The organism is Burkholderia sp. GW821-FHT14F03, from assembly GCF_058803765.1.
The window spans coordinates 174435-193039 of record NZ_JBXAPG010000001.1 but is presented as its reverse complement, the minus strand read 5'-3'; the positions used below and the strand labels follow the sequence as shown (position 1 = coordinate 193039).

Sequence of the window (18605 nt, the reverse complement as noted above, 5' to 3'; positions counted from 1 at the left end):
TCGGGCAGTAACACTCGTGCCCAGCACATCAAGCGGCACGAGTCGTATCGTTCGCCCGCCGCCGTGGAAACAACACGCTGCGCCAATGCCTCATCCAGACGCCGCGCAGCGCGTCATCCCCCCTCAGAACACACTCGCTGTCACCGCGGGCAGCCCGTACTATCCGGCGATGCCCAGATAGGCGTATACCCTTGAACTCTTGTCATCAGTTTATCAACCTGTCGATAATGCTCTCATGGATGTGAAAACAGCAGTGCGCGTCTTCGACGTGATCAATCTCTTTGCGGAAGTGCGCCAACCGATGATCTACAGCGAGATCGCGCGGCGCACCGGGATTCCGTTGTCGAGCTGTCATGCCTTGTTGCAGACCATGGTTGCAAAAGGCTACCTGTACGCCCCTGGCGTGAAGGCCGGCTACTACCCGACGCAGCGCTTGCTGCATGTCGCCCGCGATATCTGCAGCGAGGATCCGTTGACGCTGCAGTTTCAACCGCTGCTCAGCGCGTTGCGCGACGCAACGGGCGAGACAGCCGCGCTTGCCGCGCTGGCCGGTCATCGCGTGGTCTATCTGGATGTCATGGAGTCGCGCCAGAAGATTCGCTACAGCGACGCGCCTGGCGGATTCATGTTCCTGCATGCGAGTGCGGCCGGCAAAGCGCTGCTGGGTGCGCTCGACACGTCGGCACGTACGCGGCTGCTCGACGCCTGCGAGCCGCTCGAAGCGTTTACCGACGGCACGGTAGTCGATCGGCGGGTGTTCGAGCGCGAAGTGGAGCAAGGCGTGCGCAACGGCTGGCATCGCTCGACCGGCGAGAACGTCGAGGACGTCGCCGGGCTCGCGCGGGGGTTCACGATTCATGGCGAAGCCTTCGCGCTCGTCATAGGCGGCCCGAAAGCCCGCTTGTTGAAGAACGAGGCGCGCGCGGTCGAGGCGCTGCTCGAGATTTATCGGCAGATTCCACCATCATTGCTGGCCTAGCCCGATGCCTGTCGAGGCGGTCGAAGGAAAGGAGGGAGATATGCGCTGGAGCAACCGACCCGAGGGTTCCAACTGGGGCGATTTCGGTCCGGACGACCAACTCGGCCGTCCCAACCTGATCGGTGCGCAACAAGTACTCGACGCCGCGCGTGAAGTTCGCGCCGGCCGTACTTTCTGCCTGTCCCTGCCGCTCGATTATCCCGGCGCGAATCGACTGAATCCGCGTCGTCACCCGCCCGTACTGCGCCCAACCTTCAAGGACGGCTTGCCGTACGTCAACTTCCCGCTTTCGCGGCTTGCCGAACACGCGCTCGATGTCGTCAGCGACGATCAGGTACTCCTGAGTCTTCAGTATTCCACGCAATGGGATGCGCTCGCACACGTAGGCGCCCGTTTCGACGCGGATGGTGACGGTGTGCCGGAAAGCGTCTACTACAACGGCTACCGCGCATGCACCGATATCGTCGGACCGATCGACTATCACCCGGACGCGCACTCCGAATCCCATCCCTGCGGCAGCGAGCACAGCCACGCGGATGCACTCGGCATCGAGCATCTTGCCGTGAAGGGCATGCAGGGACGGGGCGTACTGGTCGATCTCGTCGCCCATCACGGCCGTGAGCATCGCGCGATCGGCTATGACGATCTGATGGCCGTACTCGATGCCGACCAGATAGACGTCGCGCACGGCGACATCCTGGTCGTGCGTACCGGCTTTGCCGAGCTGCTGCTCGAGATGAACCGGGATCCGGACCTGGAAGTGCTCGACGCCCATTGCTGCGCACTCGACGGCCGGGACGAGCGCTTGCTGCAATGGATTACCGATTCCGGTATTGCCGCGCTGGCAGCCGACAACTATGCCGTCGAACGTTACCCCGCGCATCCGCCGAAGACACCCGGCTCGCATCCGCTGCTGCCCCTGCATCATCATTGCCTGTTCAAGCTCGGGCTTCCGCTCGGCGAACTCTGGTATCTGCGCGAGCTGGCGGCGTGGTTGCGCACGCACGCACGCTCGAGATTCATGCTGACCGCCCCGCCGCTTCGCCTGCCCGGCGCCATGGGTTCTCCCGTCACGCCGATCGCAACGGTGTAGGCCCATATTTTTCGTATTTTTATTATTTCGCAATCCTCTTTATTGATATGAACAAAGAACGTGTATTGATCACCGGCGGCGGCGCCGGCATCGGAGCCGCCTGCGTTCAGCGCTGTCTCGAAGATGGCTATGACGTCGTCGTCATCGATCGGATCGGAGAGGGTCTGCGAGCAGACCTCGCCGATCCCGATGCGACCGCGGATGCGTTGCGGCGAGCGCTCGCGGGCGGCCCGATCACACGACTCGTCAACAATGTCGGCATCGTACTGCCGGCCGAGGCGGAACATCAGTCGCTCGACGAGCTGGAACAGGCATGGGCGCTCAACGTGCGCTGTGCGATGCAGTGCATGCAGGCACTCCTGCCGGGCATGAAGGAAGCGGGCTTCGGCCGGATCGTCAATATGTCGTCGCGAGCCGCGCTCGGTAAAACACTGCGAACTGCATACGCCGCCACCAAGGCGGCCTTGCTCGGCATGACGCGGGTATGGGCACTCGAACTCGGCGCATACGGCATCACGACGAACGCGATCGGCCCGGGGCCCATCCGCACCCAGCTGTTCGACCTCGCGAACCCGCCCGACACGCCCCGCACGCAGGCGATCCTCGCTCAGGTACCGGTTCGCCGCATCGGCACGCCCCACGACGTTGCGCATGCGGCGTCCTACCTGCTCGACGCGCGCAGCGGCTTTGTGACGGGCCAGGTGTTGTATGTCTGCGGCGGAATGACGATCGGCGTCGCGGAGGTGTGAACATGCGTCCTTCAAACGTTGGTCAGGTCGGTATCGTCGGCGCGGGCAGCATCGGCGTCGCTTTCGCGGTCGCCTTTGCCCGTGCGGGCCGGCGGGTGTGCCTGTTCGATCCCGATACACGGCGGCGCACGCTTGCGCCAGACGAAATCGCCACGCGGCTTGCAGGCCTCGCACGGTTCGGCTTGCTCGAAGAGAAGCCGGCCACGGTTGCCGCGCACGTCGAGGTGGTCGAAACGCTGGAAGCGGCGGCGCACGGAGCCGAGCTTATCCAGGAGTGCGCGCCGGAAAGCGTCGAACTCAAGCGCGAGCTGTTCGGCACGCTCGTGCGCATCGCACCACGGCACGCCATTCTCGCGAGCGCCTCGTCATTCCTGCCGGCGTCGCGCTTTGTCGACGCCGACCTGCCGGGCCGTGAACGATGCCTCGTCGCCCATCCGGGCAATCCGCCCTACCTGATTCCCGTCATCGAGCTGGTGCCCGCGCCGTTCACATCGCCTCGCGTACTCGATCGCGCGAGCGAGCTGTATGCCGACGCGGGCTTGAAGCCGGTGTGCGTCCGGAAAGAAGTCGAAGGCTTTTTGTTCAATCGCCTACAGGGTGCGCTGCTGCGGGAAGCCTACTGTCTCGTGCGCGACGGCGTCGCCTCGGTCGACGACATCGACACCGTGGTGCGGGAAGGACTCGGGTTGCGCTGGTCCTTGCTCGGCCCGTTCGAGACGGCCGACCTCAACACCCGGGGCGGCATTGCCGCCCACGCGGAAAAGATGGGCCCGTCGTATGCCCGGATGGGCGCCGAGCGCGGCCAGCACGACCCGTGGACGGAGGCGCTCGTCGCCGAAGTTGACGCCGCTCGGCGACGCGTGCTGCCGCTCGAGCGCTGGGAGGAACGCGTCGCGTGGCGCGATCGGGCGCTGATGAAGCTGATCCGCTATCGCGCAGCGGCCGACGACCCCCCCTAAGTGTCCGATGCACCGTTCGCCCAGTCGATAAAAACCTTGAGGAGACCCTTGACATGCGTAACATCACCGCCTTTTTCACCGAGTTGATGCGCCGGTACTTGCCCGATCCGTTCGTATTCGCGATCGGGCTGACCCTGCTGACAATGCTGCTTGCCGTGCTCGTCCAAGGGCAGCCGATACACACGCTCGCGACCAGTTGGGGGAAGGGCTTCTGGGCGTTGCTCGCATTCACGACCCAGATGATGGTGATCCTCGCGATGGGTTACGTGCTGGCCACCGCCCCGCTGACCGAACGCCTGCTCGAACGCGTGATTGCGCGTGTGCACAGCCCGTGCGCGGCGGTGATCGTCGCGACGCTGGTTGGCGGAATCGGCAGCTACCTGAACTGGGGGTTCGGGCTGGTGGTTGGCGGGATCGTCGCGCGCAAGCTCGCCCTGCGGGTACGCGGCGTCCACTATCCGCTGATCATCGCATCCGCATACAGCGGCTTCACGCTGTATGGCCTCGGGTTGTCCGCCAGCATCCCGGTGCTGATCTCGACCAAAGGACACCCGATGGAAGCACAGATGGGGGTGATTCCGCTGTCCGACACGATCTTTTCTCCGGCAATGCTCATAACGAGCGCCGTCGTGATCGTCACGCTGCCGCTGCTGAATGCATGGCTGCATCCGAAACCGGGGCAACCGGTAACGGAAATCGACCGCGCGAGCGAAGCCGCCACGCCGGCCGTGACCGCCCCCATCCCGGACGACGCGCACACCTTCGCGAGCCGCCTGAACCATAGCCGCCTGCTGAGCGGGCTGATCGGAGCCGCGGGCATCCTGTACGTGGTTTTGCATTTCCATGATGGTGGGTCGATCGACCTGAACCTGATCAACTTCATCATCCTGTTTCTCGGCATTCTGTTGCTCGGTACGCCGATTCGCTATGTCGAGAAACTGAACGAAGGGATCCGGACAATCAGCGGGATCCTGCTGCAATACCCGTTCTACGCGGGGATCATGGCGATCATGGCATCTTCCGGGCTGGTCGATACGTTCTCACATTGGTTCGTCCAGATCGCCACGCCCAAGACGCTGCCGTTTTGGGGGCTCGTCAGTTCGTTCTTCATCAACTTCTTCGCACCATCCGGCGGCGGACATTGGGTCATCCAGGGCCCCTTCATGATCGAGGCGGCCAAGGCACTCGACGCATCGGTGGCACACACGTCGATGGCGGTCATGCTCGGCAATGCGTGGAACGATCTGGTCCAACCGTTCTGGATCCTGCCCGCCCTCGCACTCTCGAAGCTCAAGCTCAAGGACATCATGGGCTATACGGTAATCATGATGTTCTGGGTCGGCCTGATCTACGCTGCCGCCGTGCTGGTATGGCGCTGAGCAGACCCTCCATCCCCTTTCCTCCCCCTCGGAACCCCTCATGCCCTACATCATCGAAACCTTCGACAAACCCGGCCACGCGGCGCTGCGTGCGCAAGAGCGGAACGCGCACCTGGCGTTCCTGGCCCGGCACAGCGCGCGCCTGCTCGCCTCCGGCGCGAAGCTCGACGACGCGGGCGGCGATCTCGGCGGCGGCCTCTACGTGGTCGATTTCGAGACGCGCGACGAAGCCAAGTACTTCATCGAGGACGATCCCTACGCGCGCGCGGGCCTGTTCGAGCGCGTGACGATCACCCGCTGGCGCAAGGCCTACGTCGCGGGCGAATGCTATCTGTAATGTGCGCCGATCGGACAAATCGCGGCCGATGCAACGGGAAACTGCGGATCTCGCGCAAGGAATGGCATCATATCGACCTTGCGCCACCCCAACACCGGCTCCACATGTCAAACCTGATCGTCCACGGCGGTTCCCCGTTGCGCGGTGAAATCACCCCGTCCGCCAACAAGAACGCCGTCCTGCCCATCCTGTGCGCCACGCTGCTGACCGACCAGCCGCTGCGCCTCGTCGGCGTGCCGGACATCACCGATGTCCGCAAGATCCTCGATATCTTCCGCATGCTCGGCAGCGACGTCGCGATCGATTTCTCGACCGGCGTGCTCGACCTGCACCACCGCGCCACCACGTTCGACCCGGCCGTGCACCGGCTGCCCGAGGAAATGCGCTCGTCGATCATGCTGGTGCCGCCGCTCGTCGCCCGCTTCGGCGTGGCGCGGCTCGAAAACGACGTCAAGGGCTGCACGCTCGGCGTACGCGAGATCGATCCGCACGTCGAGGTGTTCGAGCGCTTCGGCGCGCGCATCGAGCGCACCCCCGATTCGCTGATCGTGCGTACCGACGGCCCCCTCACGCCGAACCAGCACTGGCTCGACTACGCGTCCGTCACCACCACCGAGAACTTCGTGCTGTGCGCGGCCGCCGCGGGCGGCGTCTCGACGCTCGTCAACGCGGCCTCGGAGCCGCACGTGCAGGAGTTCTGCCGCTTCCTCGCCATGCTCGGCGTGGCGATCGAGGGCATCGGCACCTCGCATCTGACGGTGCGCGGCGGCCAGCGGCTCGCGGGCGGCGAATACCGTTTCAGCGAGGATTTCCACGAGATCGCGACCTTCCTCGCGCTCGGCGCGATCACGGGCGGCGACATCGTGGTGCGCAATTCCGCGCCCGAGCAGTTTCCCCTGATCGACCGGACCTTCGCGAAATTCGGCGTCGAGATCGTGCACGAGCAAGGCTGGTCGCGCGCGCTGCGCGACGGCCCGCTCAAGGTGCGCCGGCCGTTCACGCAGAACATCCTCACCAAGATCGAGGCGGCGCCGTGGCCCTACCTGCCCGTCGACCTGCTGCCGATCTTCGTCGCGCTCGGCGTGCGCGCCGAGGGCAGCGCGATGTTCTGGAACAAGGTGTACGACGGCGCGATGGGCTGGACGGGCGAGCTGTCGAAGTTCGGCGCGCACGTGTTCCAGTCCGATCCGCATCGCCTGATCACGTTCGGCGGGCTGCCGCTCAGCCCCGCGCGGGTCGAGAGCCCGTACATCATCCGCGTCGCGATCGCGCTGCTGATGGTGGCCGCGAGCATCGACGGCCGCTCCGAGATCCTCAACGCACTGCCGATCCGGCGCGCCCATCCGCGTTTCGTCGAGAACCTGCGTTCGGTCGGCGCGAACGTGGAGTGGACGAGCGGCGAGTGACGCGCAAAGCGTGACGCGCGGCGCAAGCCGCGCCGTGACGCCCGCGCGCCCTGCAACCCGGAAAGGGGTGCCGCGCCGCATCCCGCCGTGTCGATCAGCCGGATCTCGCCGTGGTTCGAGCGCTGCATCCGGCCGACGCTCAGGGCACCGAGCCCGAGCCTACCTCCGCCGACAGTCCGAAGCGAAACGCCGCGCCACGTCGATCAGCCGGATCTCCCCGTCGTCCAAGCCAGGCATCCGCCCGACGATCAAGCCCCCAGTCCCGCCCCGCCCGCCGCCGGCAGCCCGAAACGAAACACCGCCCCGCGCCCCGCCACGTCGATCAGCCGGATCTCGCTGTGGTTCAAGCCCAGCATCCGGTACACGATCAGGAGCCCCAGCCCGCCCCCGCCGCGCGGCGCGCCGTCCACGCTGAACGAACGCTGGAACAAGCCGTCGCGCTGCGCGACCGGAATGCCCGGGCCGGTGTCGGCGATCGTCACCTCCACCGCGCCGTCGCGCGCCGCCAGCATCACGTCGATCGTGCCGTCTTCCGGCGTATGGCGCAGCGCATTGTCGAGCAGGTTGGTCAGCACCCGCTCGATCATGCCCAGGTCCGCGCGCACCCCGGGCAGCCGCGGCGGGATCTCGGCGCGCAGCGCGATCCGGCGCGCCTTGGCCGTCAGCTCGAACTTCTGGAACACGTCCTGCACCAGGTCCACCAGCGAGAAATCCTCGGGCTCCGCCCGCACCAGGCCCGACTCCAGCCGCGCCAGTTCGAACAGCGCCTGCGCGAGCCGCCCGACCTTCGCGCTCTGCGCCAGCGCGATCGCGAGATAGCGCCGCCGCTCCGCATCGTCGAGCGTGTCCGCCTTCAGCGCGAGCGTCTCCAGATAACCATGCAGCGACGTCAGCGGCGTGCGCAAGTCATGCGAGATGTTCGCCACCAGTTCGCGGCGCTGCTGGTCCTGGTGCGTCAGCGCGCGCCATTGGTCGCCGAGGCGGTCGGCCATCTGCGCGAATGTCGTCTCCAGCACCGCGATCTCGTCGCGACCACCGGCCGCCGCCGAACGCGGCACCCGCGGCTGCGTGTCCGGCTCGCCGTCCGCATCGAAGCGGCGCATCGCACCGGTCAGCCGCCGCAGCGGGCGCGTGATCAGGCCGAACGCCATCAGGCCCGCGAGCAGCCCCAGCAGCGCGACCAGCGCCATCGACCACAGCGTCGTGCGCAGCACCGAGCTGGCGGCCACCCGCGCGGCCAGCGCGTCATGCGCCTCGCCGAGCAGCACCACGTAGATATAGCCGGACGGCGCCCGCCCCGGCAGTTGCAGCGGGGCCGCGCTGAACACCTTGCGCGCATCGGCGCTGCGCGGATCGTCGCCGAGGATCGGCAGCGGCTCGCCGGCGATGAAGCGCCGCACCGGGCCGAGATCCACCTGCGCGCGCTTCACGTGCCCGGCCGGCGCGTCGTCGCCCTTCACGCGCCCTTCGTTGTCGAGCAGGTACACCTCCACGCTCGGGTTCACGCCCATCAGCTGCCCGAACAGCCGGCGCACCGCGTCGGGCCGCAGGCCGTTCTCGTCCATCAGCGGCGCGCTGTGCGCGATGTGCTCGGCCAGGCCGCGCGACAAGCCCTGCACGACTTCCTTCTCGTGCATGTCGCTGGAGCGGATCTGCAGCCACGCCGACGCGCCGCAGCACGCGAGCAGCAGCGCGGAGAACACGAGCGACAGGCGCTGGCTGAGTGTCAGTCCCATCACGGCTCCCGCGTCTCGGCGTCCGGCGCCGCGAGCTTGTAGCCGTGCCCCCAGACGGTCAGGATGCGCGCCGGCTGGGCCGGATCGGGCTCGATCTTCGCGCGCAGCCGGTTGATATGGGTGTTGACGGTGTGCTCGTAGCCCTCGTGCTGATAGCCCCACACCGCGTTCAGCAGGTCCATGCGCGAATACACCTTGCCCGGGTGCTGCGCGAAAAAATACAGCAGGTCGAACTCGCGCGGCGTCAGCTCGATGCGCGCGCCGTCCACCGTCACCTCGCGCATCACCGGGTCGATCGACAGCCCGCCCAGCTCCAGGCGGCCCGCGTCGAGCCGCGAGTTGCGCTCCAGCGCGTCGACGCGCCGCAGCAGCGCCTTGACCCGCGCCACCAGTTCCAGCACCGAGAACGGCTTCGCGAGGTAATCATCCGCGCCGAGTTCGAGCCCGAGGATCCGGTGCACCTCGCTCGAACGCGCGCTCGTGATGATGATCGGCGTGTAGCGCGTCATCGCGCGCGCGCGCCGGCAGATCTCGAGCCCGTCGACGCCGGGCAGCATCAGGTCGAGGATCAGCGCGTCCCAGCCGCCCTGCTCCAGCAGCCGCAGCCCCGCATCGCCGTCCGCGCAGTGCACCACCTCATAGCGCTCGTCGCGCAGGTGCAGGCTCAGGACGTTGGCGATGTCGTTGTCGTCCTCGACGATCAGTACGCGTTTCGGTCGATCCATGACAGTCCGCGCGCCATCGCGCGCAAATGAAAATAAGGGGCGAATGATCCGCCGGTCCGTCATTGTGCAGATTTTCCGGCTCGGGAGTTATCACATTTAATTTAACTTTCCGTGAGGACTTCGACACCACGGTATTTCTACGATAGGCGCATGTTCCATCGTACCCGTCGCAAGGAGTCCATCATGGCCAATCGCAGACGTTTTCTCTCCCTCGGCGGCGCGGCGCTCGCCGCGCTCGCCGCCGCGAGCCGCTGGCCGGCCCGCGCGGCCGGGCCCGCCGCGCCGGCGCCGGGCGGCTTCGAGGTCAGCCATACCGAGGCGCAGTGGCGGCAACGCCTGACCCCGGCCCAGTTCGCGGTGCTGCGCGAGGAAGGCACCGAGCCGCCCTACAGCAGCCCGCTCAACGACGAGCATCGCAGCGGCCGGTTCGCCTGCGCCGGCTGCGCGCTCGACCTGTTCTCGTCGCGCACGAAATTCGACAGCCATACCGGCTGGCCGAGCTTCTGGACGCCGCTCGAGCACGCGGTCGCGACCCGCGAGGACGGCTCGTTCGGCATGCAGCGCACCGAGGTGCACTGCCGCCGCTGCGGCGGTCATCTCGGCCACGTGTTCGACGACGGCCCCGCGCCGACCGGCCTGCGCTACTGCATGAACGGCGTCGCGCTCGCCTTCCGCCCGCTGCCGGCCTGACCTCATTCCGCCAGGAGTCTTCACCATGTTGCTGATCGTTCTCGCTTATCTCGGCGGCGTCCTCACGATCCTGAGCCCGTGCATCCTGCCCGTGCTGCCGTTCGTATTCGCGCGCGCCGACCAGCCCTTCGTCCGCAGCGGGCTGCCGCTGCTCGCCGGCATGGCGCTCACCTTCGCCGCCGTCGCCTCCCTCGCCGCGATCGGCGGCGGCTGGGTCGCGCAGGCCAACCAGTATGGCCGCTGGCTCGCGCTCGTCATGCTCGCCGCCTTCGGCATCACGCTGCTCGCGCCGCGCGTCGCCGAACACCTGACCCGGCCGCTCGTCGCGCTCGGCAACCGGCTCGCCGCGCACGCCCAGCGCGACGGCCGGCCCGCGGGCGTCGGCGCGTCGCTGCTGCTCGGCGTCGCGACCGGCCTGCTGTGGGCGCCCTGCGCCGGGCCGATCCTCGGCCTCGTGCTGACGGGCGCCGCGCTGCGCGGCGCGAGCGTCGGCACCACGCTGCTGCTGATCGCCTATGCGGCCGGCGCGGCCACCTCGCTCGCCGCCGCGCTGCTGGTCGGCGGCAAGCTGTTCGCCACGCTCAAGCGTTCGCTCGGCGCGGGCGAATGGGTGCGGCGCGGGATCGGCGTCGCGATGCTGGGCGGGGTCGGCGCGATCGCGCTCGGTCTCGACACCGGCGTGCTGGCCCGCGTCTCGACGGTCGCGACGGGCGGCCTCGAGCAGGCGCTCGTCAACCGGCTCGGATCGGACGGCGGCGGCGGCGCGATGCGCGCCTCGACCGAGGCCGGCGGCGCACCGTCGAACGCGGCCGCAGGCGGCGCGATGATGCAGGCCGCGCCGGGCATGCTGCGGGTCGACGCGAGCGCGTTGCCGGTCGAGGGCCGGCTGCCGTCGCTGGACGGCGCGGTGCAATGGCTGAACTCGCCGCCGCTCAGCGCGGCCGCCCTGCGCGGCAAGGTCGTGCTGATCGATTTCTGGACCTATTCCTGCATCAACTGCCTGCGCACGCTGCCCTACGTGAAGGCATGGGCCGCGAAGTACCGCGACCAGGGGCTCGTGGTGATCGGCGTGCATGCGCCCGAGTTCGCGTTCGAGCGCGATCCGGCCAACGTGCGCAAGGCGATCCGCGATCTCGGCATCGATTATCCGGTCGCGATCGACAACAACTATGCGATCTGGCGCGGCTTCGACAACCAGTACTGGCCCGCGCACTACTTCGTCGACGCCCAGGGGCGCGTGCGCTACCACCACTTCGGCGAGGGGAACTACGCGCGTTCGGAGCAGGTGATCCAGCAGCTGCTGGTCGAAGCCGGCCACGCGGACGCCGCGCGGGTCGCCACCGGCCTCGACGGCATGGCCGCGCAAGGCGTGCAGGCGGCCGCCGATCCCGACGACATGCGCTCGCCGGAAACCTACGTCGGCTATGCGCGCGCGGAGAACTTCGCGTCGCCGGGCGGGGCCGCGCGCGACGCCGTGCGCCGCTACACGACGCCGACGCGGCTCGACGTCAACGACTGGGGCTTCGACGGCGCGTGGCGCATCGGCGCGGAACACGCCACGCTCGCGCAACCGGGCGGCGCCCTGATCTACCGCTTCCATGCGCGCGACCTGCACCTCGTGCTCGGGCCCGGCGCCGACGGGCGGCCGGTGCGGTTCCGGGTGCGCGTCGACGGCGCGGCGCCGGGCGCGGCGCACGGCACCGACGTGGACGCGGCCGGCAACGGCACGGTGGTCGCCCAGCGGCTCTACCAGCTGGTGCGCCAGCCCGGCGACGTCGCCGACCACACTTTCTCGGTCGAGTTTCTCGACCCCGGCGTGCAGGCGTTCGCCTTCACGTTCGGCTAGGGCCTCGGCTCGCTCATCCATCCAGGAGGTTTCATCGTGAAGACGCAAGCAACTCAATCCACGCCGGCGCGAGCGCGCGGCTGGCGCGCACCCGGCCTCAGGACGGCCGGCGCGCTGGCGATCGCGGCGCTGGCGCTCGTCTGGCAGCACGCCGCGCGCCCGGCCGAGCCCGCCGTCGCGCTGCCGGCCCCGGCCCATGACGAGCCGGCCGGCGCGGCGCGCACCGAGACCGCCGTGCTCGCGGGCGGCTGCTTCTGGGGCATGCAGGGCGTGTTCGAGCACGTGCGCGGCGTGCGCCGGGTGGTGGCCGGCTATGCGGGCGGCGTGGCTGAAACCGCCCACTACGAATTGGTCGGCGACGGCGGCACCGGTCACGCGGAATCGATCCGGGTCGACTACGACCCGGCGCAGATCAGCTACGGGCGCCTGCTGCAGGTGTTTTTCTCGGTCGCCCACAATCCGACCCAGCTCGACTACCAGGGCCCCGACCACGGCACCCAGTACCGTTCCGCGATCTTCCCGACCACGCCGGCGCAGCGCGCCGTGGCCCGCGACTACGTCGCGCAGCTCGGCGCGGCGCGCGTGTTCGGCGCGCCGATCGTCACGCGCATCGAGGACTACAAAGGTTTTTATCCGGCCGAGGCGTATCACCAGGATTACCTCGCGCAGCACCCGGACGCGCCGTACATCGCCTTCAACGACCTGCCGAAGATCAGCGCGCTGAAACAGATGCTACCGGCGCTGTACCGGGCCGACCCGGTGCTGCTGACGGGCGCCGGGAACTGACGCGGCGCGGGGCGCCCGTCAGCGCGCGGCGAAGGTGTCGCATTGCCGCACGTCGCCGCTGTCCAGCCCGCGCCGCAGCCAGTACACGCGCTGTTCGCTCGAACCGTGGGTGAACGCGTCGGGCACCACGTAGCCCTGGCTCTGCTTCTGGAGGCGGTCGTCGCCGATCGCGGCGGCCGCGTTCAGCCCCTGCTCCAGGTCGCCCGCTTCGAGCAGTTGCCGGTTCGCGCGCTGCGCGTTGTTCGCCCAGACCCCGGCGAAGCAGTCGGCCTGCAGTTCGAGCCGCACCGACAGCCGGTTCCCCTGCACGCGGCCCGCCCGCGCGCGCGTCGCGTCGACCTTGTCGGAAATGCCGAGCAGCTTCTGCACGTGATGCCCGACCTCGTGCGCGATCACGTAGGCCTGCGCGAAATCGCCGCCCGCGCCGAATCGATCGCGCAACTCGCGATAGAACCCGAGGTCGATGTAGATCTTCTGGTCCGCCGGGCAGTAGAACGGCCCCATCGCGGCCTGCCCGTTGCCGCACGCGGTGGGCGTGCTGCCTGTATACATCACGAGCGTCGGCGCGACGTACTGCGCGTGCAGCTGGGTCTGGAACACGGTCTGCCAGGTGCGTTCGATGTTGCCGAGCACCTTGCGCGTGAAGACGGCCGGCGCGTCGGCCGCGCGCGCCTGCTGCGCCGCGGGCGGCGCGGACGGGGCCGGCGCGCCGCCTTGCAGCATCGACGCGCCCTGGATGATCACGCGCGGATCGATGCCGAGGAAGTACGACGCCGCCAACGCCACCACGAGCGTGCCGATGCCGACGGTCGCGCGCCGCCCGCCGAACCCGCCGCCCCCGCGGCGGTCCTCGACGTTCTGGCTTTCGGTTTCGTTGTCGAGACGCATGCTGTGACTCCGTCAATCAATGAGCAGTACTGTGGATCGGCTGCGGGGGGCTCTCGCGCCGCGCGCGGTCGGGTTCAGAAGTTGTGCATCATCCCGATGTACGCGCCCGTCTGCGATTCGCCCGCGAGCGGGCTCGTGTTGGGGCTCGCGTCGCGCGGCGTCGCGAGCAGCGAGAAATTCGAGTTCCCGCCGTTGCGCACGTAGGCGACCGTGCCGTACAGGAAGGTCCGCTTCGACAGGTTGTAGGTCGTGCCGAGCGCATACAGCATCGCGTGGCCGGACGGATCGTGCGACGCGTCGCCGCCGCCGCTGCCGACGCGGATGTAGTAGCCGCCGCCCGTCACCGCCCACTGCGGCGTCGCCTGGTAGGTCGCGCCGAGCCAGAAGTGATCGGCGCGATCGGCGAGGCCCGCCGGCGTATCCGGCGCCGAGTAATGCGTATACGCGCCCTGGATCTTGAACTGCTGCACCTTCACGTTCGCGCCGACGAAATATTCGCGCGAACTGGTGAACACATTGCTGAAACGACCGTTCGCATCGCGCAGCTCGTCGTAGATCCCGCGCACGTCGAGCAGCGGAGAGTGATACGAGATCATGATGCCATCCGAGCGGCCGAAGTCGTTCGGCGCGCCATAGTTGAAGCCGCGCGACTGATTGCCGAACGCGTATTGCCCCTGGATGTCGAAGCCGCCGAACACCGGGCTGTGATACTCGATGTTGTTGCTGGTCTGCTGCCAGTTGCGGCCGCGCACCAGCGACGCCGACGAAAACGCCTGCTGGACGAACGGATCGAATTCCCACACGCCGTCGCTGTCGATGAACAGGTTGCGGCCGGCCTGGACGGTGCCCCACTCGTTGCTCTTGAGGCCGACGAACGCGCGCCGCGAGAACATCCGGCCGCCGCCCGTGGTGCCGTTCATGACCTGGAACGCGGTCTCCAGGTTGAAGATCGACGACAGGCCGCCGCCCAGGTCTTCGACGCCCTTCAGGCCGAACATGCTGGTGCCCCAGTCGCCGCTCTCGGCGCTCCAGCGGCTCGAACTGCCGCCCGACGGGTTCGCGATGTGGTTCAGGTATTCGATGCCGCCGTCGATACGGCCGTACAAGGTCACGCTCGACTGCGCGAACGCAGCGGCCGGAACGGCCGCCGCCAGCGCCAGGATCATTTTTGCGCGCAACTTCATCTCCTCGTTCAAGAGTCTGCTCTCAGGTTTCGGAATACGCCGCGCCGGCCAGGCGCGGACGCACGGAGCCGGCATGCCGGACGCGGAGCGCCGGTTGCCGGATTGTCTTCAAAAAATGGGATCACCGCCACCCCGCGTCGGCGTCGTGCGCGGCTGCGGCTGCGGCTGCGGCTGCGTGCAGCGTGCAGCGGATCGTACCGGAGAAGGCGCGGGACGTCGCCGGCGCGGGCCGGCCGCGCCCTGGCGGGCATGATCCAGGGCAAGCCCGTCGCCCGCGCCCGCCCCCAACGCAAACGGGCGGCGCATCATGCACCGCCCGTTTGCCGAGCCGTCACGCCGGCCGGCCTTGCCCCACATCGAGGCCCGGCCCCGCGCCGCTCAGCGCAGCTTCGCCACGTCCTGCTCGGTCACCTTCGCGGCCGGATTGCCGAACTGGCCGGTCAGGTAGTTCGCGAGCGCGGCGATCTGCGCGTCGGTCAGTTCGTACTTGAAGGCCGGCATCCCGACGTCCTCCTGGCCGGCCTTGCGCTGCACGCCGTGCAGGATCACCTGCACCAGGTTGGTCGGATTCGACGCGCCCACCGTCGTGTTGTGGAACAGCGACGGGTAGTAGCCGTCCGGCGTGCCCTTGCCCTGCATCTGGTGGCAGGTCGCGCAGTTGCCGAGGTACAGGCGCGCCGGATCGATGCCGCTCGACGCGAGCGGCACGCCGCGCAGGCGCGTGCCGTCGACCGACGGCTTGCCCCAGGTCGAGCGTGGCTGCGTGCTGCCGTCGGACACGGCCGGCACGGTGCGCACGTAGGTCGCGATCGCGCCGATGTCCGCATCGGTCATCTTCGAGAAGCTGTGCTCGATCGCCTCGGCCATCGGGCCCGCCGCCTGCGCGAGGCCCGCCACGCTGCCGGTGCGCAGGTACTGCGCGAGCTGCGCCTGCGACCAGCCGCCGATGCCCGCGTTCGGGTCGGACGTGATGTTGAAGCCGTCCCAGCCCGCGAGCACCGAGCCCGACAGGAAGCTGCCGCCGGTTTCGTCGAGCGACTTCTCCTGCATGCCGACGCCGCGCGCCGTATGGCAGGTGCCGCAGTGCGCGAGGCCCTGGACCAGGTACGCGCCGCGGTTCCACTCGACGCTCTGCGACGGCTTCGGCTGGTACGGGCCGTCCTTCAGGAACAGCGCGTTCCAGATCTTGAGCGGCCAGCGCATGCTCAGCGGCCACGGGATCTCGTTCTTCGGCGGGGCCGCCTTGACCGGCTGCACGCCGTTCATGAAGTACGCATAGAGCGCCTTCACGTCGTCGTCGCTGACCTTCGCGTAGGACACGTAGGGCATCGCCGGGTACAGGTTGCCGCCGTCCTTCGACACGCCGTGGCGCAGCGCGCGCTCGAAGTCATCGAGGGTCCACTTGCCGATCCCGTTGTCCGGGTCCGGCGTGATGTTGCTCGTGTAGATCTTGCCGAGCATCGGCACGGGCATCGGCAGGCCGCCCGCGAACGGCTTGCCGCCCTTCACGGTGTGGCACGCCATGCAGTCGCCCGCGACCGCCAGGTACTGGCCGCGCGCGACGAGCGCGGCGTCGGCGCTCCCGGCCGGCGCGGCGTCGGCCGCGCGCGCGAGGCCGGGCAGCACGAGGCAGCCGGCCAGGATGAAGGAGAGAGTATGTTTCAGCACGTCAGACTTCCTTCTTCAACTGATCCGAGATCCGCAGCGCGAGCGCCGCGATCGAGAGCGTCACGTTGACCGTGCCCACCGTCGGCATCGTCGAGCTGCTCGAAATGAACAGGTTCGGGTGGTCGAACGTGCGGCAGTCCTTGTCGACGACGGAGTCGCGCGCGTCCGCGCCCATGATCGTCGCGCCCGTGATGTGGTTGTTCGGCGCGAATTCGTCGTTGAACACGACGTCCGTGCCGCCCAGCACCTTCGCCGCGCTCGCGTACACCTCGCGGGTGTGCACGGCGCCGCGCTTCACGTAGTCGTCGATCGCATAGGTGATCTCGGGACGCGGGATGCCGATCGCATCGGTGGCCGTCTTGCTCGGCACGATGCGGTTCTCGGGCTGCGGCAGGATCTCGTGGAAGCAGTCGAACTGCACGTAGCGCGCCGAGCGGTCGCGGATCTGCGCGTCCAGCTCGTCGGGCTTCAGCAGCTTGCCGCCCTTGAAGATCTTCTGCGTTTCCTGGTCGATCCGCGACAGGTTCGACAGGTGGATCTTCTTGGCCGCCTGGGTCGCGCGGAACGCGCCGTCCCGGAAGCCGATCAGCGAGGTCATCTCCTGCGGGCCGCGGCCCGGCCACAGCTTCTCGCTCGCGTAGAACGACACGCCGGTGCCCGGATGGTCCATCAGGTTGCGGCCGACCATGTCGGAACTGTTGCCGACGCCGTTCGGGAAATCACTGCTGGTCGACATCAGCATGATCTTCGGCGTCTCGATGCCATTCGCCGCGAGCACGAAGTACTTGCCCTCGACCCGGTGCTCGCCGCCCTTCGGATCCTTGTACAGCGCCGCGACGATCTTCTTCTGCGGGCCGACCTCGAGCTTGTACACCACCGCGTTCTCGATCAGCTTCGCGCCGGCCTGCTCCGCCTTCTCGACATGCACGATGCCGTTGTACATCGCGCCGATCGGGCAGATCGGCATGCAGTTGTTGTTGCCGCAGCAGGTCGGGCGGCCGTCGTACGGACGGCTGTTGCGCGCGACCGGCTCGGTCACCACGTGGTACGCGGGATCGTAGCCGTTGAGCGCGGTCTTGATCGTGCGCTCGTTGTACGACAGCGGCAGCGGCGCCATCGGATACGGCGCCTTGCGCGGCGACAGCAGGTTCTCCTCGGGACCGGGCCCCCACACGCCCAGCTCTTCCTCGGCGCGCTGGTAATACGGCTCGAGCTCGTCATACTGGAGCGGCCAGTCGCGACCGACGCCGTACACCGTCTTCATCCTGAAGTCGTTCGGGATGAAGCGCCACGCCGACGCGGCCCAGTGCCAGGTCGTGCCGCCCACGGCGCGGATGTACTGCGAGTTGAACTTGTGCTCGCCCTTCAGCACCAGGTAGTCGTTCGGCGGGCCGTACTCCGGATGCGGCGCCCACGCGCTCGACGGATACGGCGCCATGAAGTCCATCTTGTCCGGCTGATTGCGGAAGCGTTCGACGATTTCCCAGCGCGGCATGCGCGGGCCGGCTTCCAGCAGGATCACCGACTTGCCCGCCATCGCGAGCTGATGCGCCACGATCGCGCCGGCGACGCCCGAGCCCACGACCACGATGTCGGCTTGTTGTGTATCGGCCATCAGGCTTGCCTCTCGATCGGTTTATCGGCCCAGAAGCCAGGTTTGTTGGGGCAGTACGAACGGATCACCAGCGTGTCGGAGACGACGCCGAACATCAGCGCCTCTTCGTAGGTGATCACGACGTTGTCGACGACGCCGAGATACCACGCTTCGAGGATGCGCAACGCCAGCGCCTCCTGGTCGGCGCTCAGCGCGTTGCCCGAGGCGAGCACGCCCGCGAGCGCGGGCAGGCTGTCGGCGGTCTGGAACGAACCCTTCTGCAGCGCCTGCAGCAGGCGCTCGCCGACCGCACGGCTCAGGTCCGTCTTGCCGGTCAGCGATGTTGAAAGGGTCATGAAAGTATCGAGGGGCGCGGCGCCGGGATTGTCGGCCAGGGCCTTCAACGCGAGCGAGCCGGCGAGGCCGGTGGCAGTGAGCGCCAGCGCGCCCTGCAACCACTGACGCCGGGTCATGCCGGGGGCCGCGGACGCGGCGGCGTCGCTGGCGCGACGCGAGTGGGGAGTCATGTCGTTGTTCATCTTTCCTTCTCTCAGACGCCGAATTCGGGAAATCCTGAGTTGATATT

At 68.1% G+C, this 18605-nt stretch carries 17 protein-coding genes; 10 read left to right on the top strand and 7 right to left on the bottom strand.

The features are described 5' to 3' along the window. Positions 1-235: 235 nt before the first annotated feature. The 7 genes from AC1RQF_RS00975 to AC1RQF_RS00945 all read left to right on the top strand — a co-directional run bounded on the left by AC1RQF_RS00975 (position 236) and on the right by AC1RQF_RS00945 (position 6902). Positions 236-979, top strand: coding sequence for an IclR family transcriptional regulator (locus AC1RQF_RS00975; RefSeq protein WP_492871075.1), 744 nt, complete (start codon positions 236-238; stop codon positions 977-979). A 40-nt stretch (positions 980-1019) separates the two neighbouring features. After that, positions 1020-2072: a cyclase family protein gene (locus tag AC1RQF_RS00970; protein ID WP_492871074.1), complete on the top strand. Its 1053-nt coding sequence runs from the start codon at positions 1020-1022 to the stop codon at positions 2070-2072. 47 nt (positions 2073-2119) lie between these two features. Next, entirely contained in the window at positions 2120-2821 is a 702-nt protein-coding gene (locus AC1RQF_RS00965) for an SDR family oxidoreductase (protein ID WP_492871140.1), read from the top strand. 2 nt (positions 2822-2823) lie between these two features. Then, positions 2824-3780, top strand: a complete 957-nt coding sequence (locus tag AC1RQF_RS00960) for a 3-hydroxyacyl-CoA dehydrogenase (RefSeq protein ID WP_492871139.1) — start codon at positions 2824-2826, stop codon at positions 3778-3780. Positions 3781-3833: 53 nt separating this feature from the next. Continuing rightward, positions 3834-5159 (top strand): short-chain fatty acid transporter, encoded by a 1326-nt coding sequence (locus AC1RQF_RS00955; RefSeq protein WP_492871073.1) that lies wholly within the window; start codon positions 3834-3836, stop codon positions 5157-5159. A gap of 40 nt (positions 5160-5199) precedes the next feature. Then, positions 5200-5496 carry a YciI family protein gene (locus AC1RQF_RS00950; RefSeq protein WP_492871072.1) on the top strand — a complete coding sequence of 99 codons (297 nt, stop codon included), beginning with the start codon at positions 5200-5202 and terminating at the stop codon, positions 5494-5496. Between the two features lie 104 nt (positions 5497-5600). Then, complete coding sequence (locus AC1RQF_RS00945) at positions 5601-6902, top strand: UDP-N-acetylglucosamine 1-carboxyvinyltransferase (RefSeq protein ID WP_492871071.1); 1302 nt, start codon at positions 5601-5603, stop codon at positions 6900-6902. A gap of 248 nt (positions 6903-7150) precedes the next feature. On the opposite strand, the gene AC1RQF_RS00940 is transcribed toward AC1RQF_RS00945, so the two are convergent. Together AC1RQF_RS00940 and AC1RQF_RS00935 are read right to left on the bottom strand one after the other, a co-directional pair. Next, the gene (locus tag AC1RQF_RS00940) at positions 7151-8638 is read right to left on the bottom strand and encodes a sensor histidine kinase (protein ID WP_492871070.1); all 1488 of its coding nucleotides are present in this window, start codon (positions 8636-8638) and stop codon (positions 7151-7153) included. Beyond that, positions 8638-9363, bottom strand: a complete 726-nt coding sequence (locus tag AC1RQF_RS00935) for a response regulator transcription factor (protein WP_273995820.1) — start codon at positions 9361-9363, stop codon at positions 8638-8640. The genes AC1RQF_RS00940 and AC1RQF_RS00935 overlap by 1 nt, the downstream gene beginning before the upstream one ends. 183 nt (positions 9364-9546) lie before the next feature. Between AC1RQF_RS00935 and msrB the strand changes: the two genes are divergently transcribed. From msrB to msrA, 3 genes are read left to right on the top strand one after another with little or no spacing between them, the layout of a single operon-like run. After that, on the top strand, positions 9547-10053 hold the full coding sequence (gene msrB / locus AC1RQF_RS00930; protein ID WP_273995819.1) for a peptide-methionine (R)-S-oxide reductase MsrB: 507 nt from the start codon (positions 9547-9549) through the stop codon (positions 10051-10053). Between the two features lie 25 nt (positions 10054-10078). Continuing rightward, on the top strand, positions 10079-11899 hold the full coding sequence (locus tag AC1RQF_RS00925; protein WP_273995818.1) for a cytochrome c biogenesis protein DipZ: 1821 nt from the start codon (positions 10079-10081) through the stop codon (positions 11897-11899). A 36-nt stretch (positions 11900-11935) separates the two neighbouring features. Next, positions 11936-12685, top strand: coding sequence for a peptide-methionine (S)-S-oxide reductase MsrA (gene msrA / locus AC1RQF_RS00920; protein WP_492871069.1), 750 nt, complete (start codon positions 11936-11938; stop codon positions 12683-12685). Positions 12686-12703: 18 nt separating this feature from the next. Here msrA and ypfJ read toward each other — a convergent pair whose 3' ends face one another. The 5 genes from ypfJ to AC1RQF_RS00895 form a co-directional block, all read right to left on the bottom strand. Beyond that, positions 12704-13573, bottom strand: a complete 870-nt coding sequence (gene ypfJ, locus AC1RQF_RS00915; RefSeq protein ID WP_492871068.1) for a KPN_02809 family neutral zinc metallopeptidase — start codon at positions 13571-13573, stop codon at positions 12704-12706. Between the two features lie 74 nt (positions 13574-13647). Next, positions 13648-14757, bottom strand: a complete 1110-nt coding sequence (locus AC1RQF_RS00910) for a porin (protein ID WP_273995816.1) — start codon at positions 14755-14757, stop codon at positions 13648-13650. 378 nt (positions 14758-15135) lie between these two features. Next, positions 15136-16425 carry a c-type cytochrome gene (locus AC1RQF_RS00905; protein ID WP_492871067.1) on the bottom strand — a complete coding sequence of 430 codons (1290 nt, stop codon included), beginning with the start codon at positions 16423-16425 and terminating at the stop codon, positions 15136-15138. A 1-nt stretch (position 16426) separates the two neighbouring features. Further along, positions 16427-18040, bottom strand: coding sequence for a GMC family oxidoreductase (locus AC1RQF_RS00900; protein WP_492871066.1), 1614 nt, complete (start codon positions 18038-18040; stop codon positions 16427-16429). Further along, a complete protein-coding gene (locus tag AC1RQF_RS00895; RefSeq protein WP_273995813.1) occupies positions 18040-18558 on the bottom strand; it encodes a sugar dehydrogenase complex small subunit in 519 nt (172 codons plus the stop codon). Before AC1RQF_RS00895 ends, AC1RQF_RS00900 begins: the two co-directional genes overlap by 1 nt. Between the last annotated feature and the right edge of the window lie 47 nt (positions 18559-18605).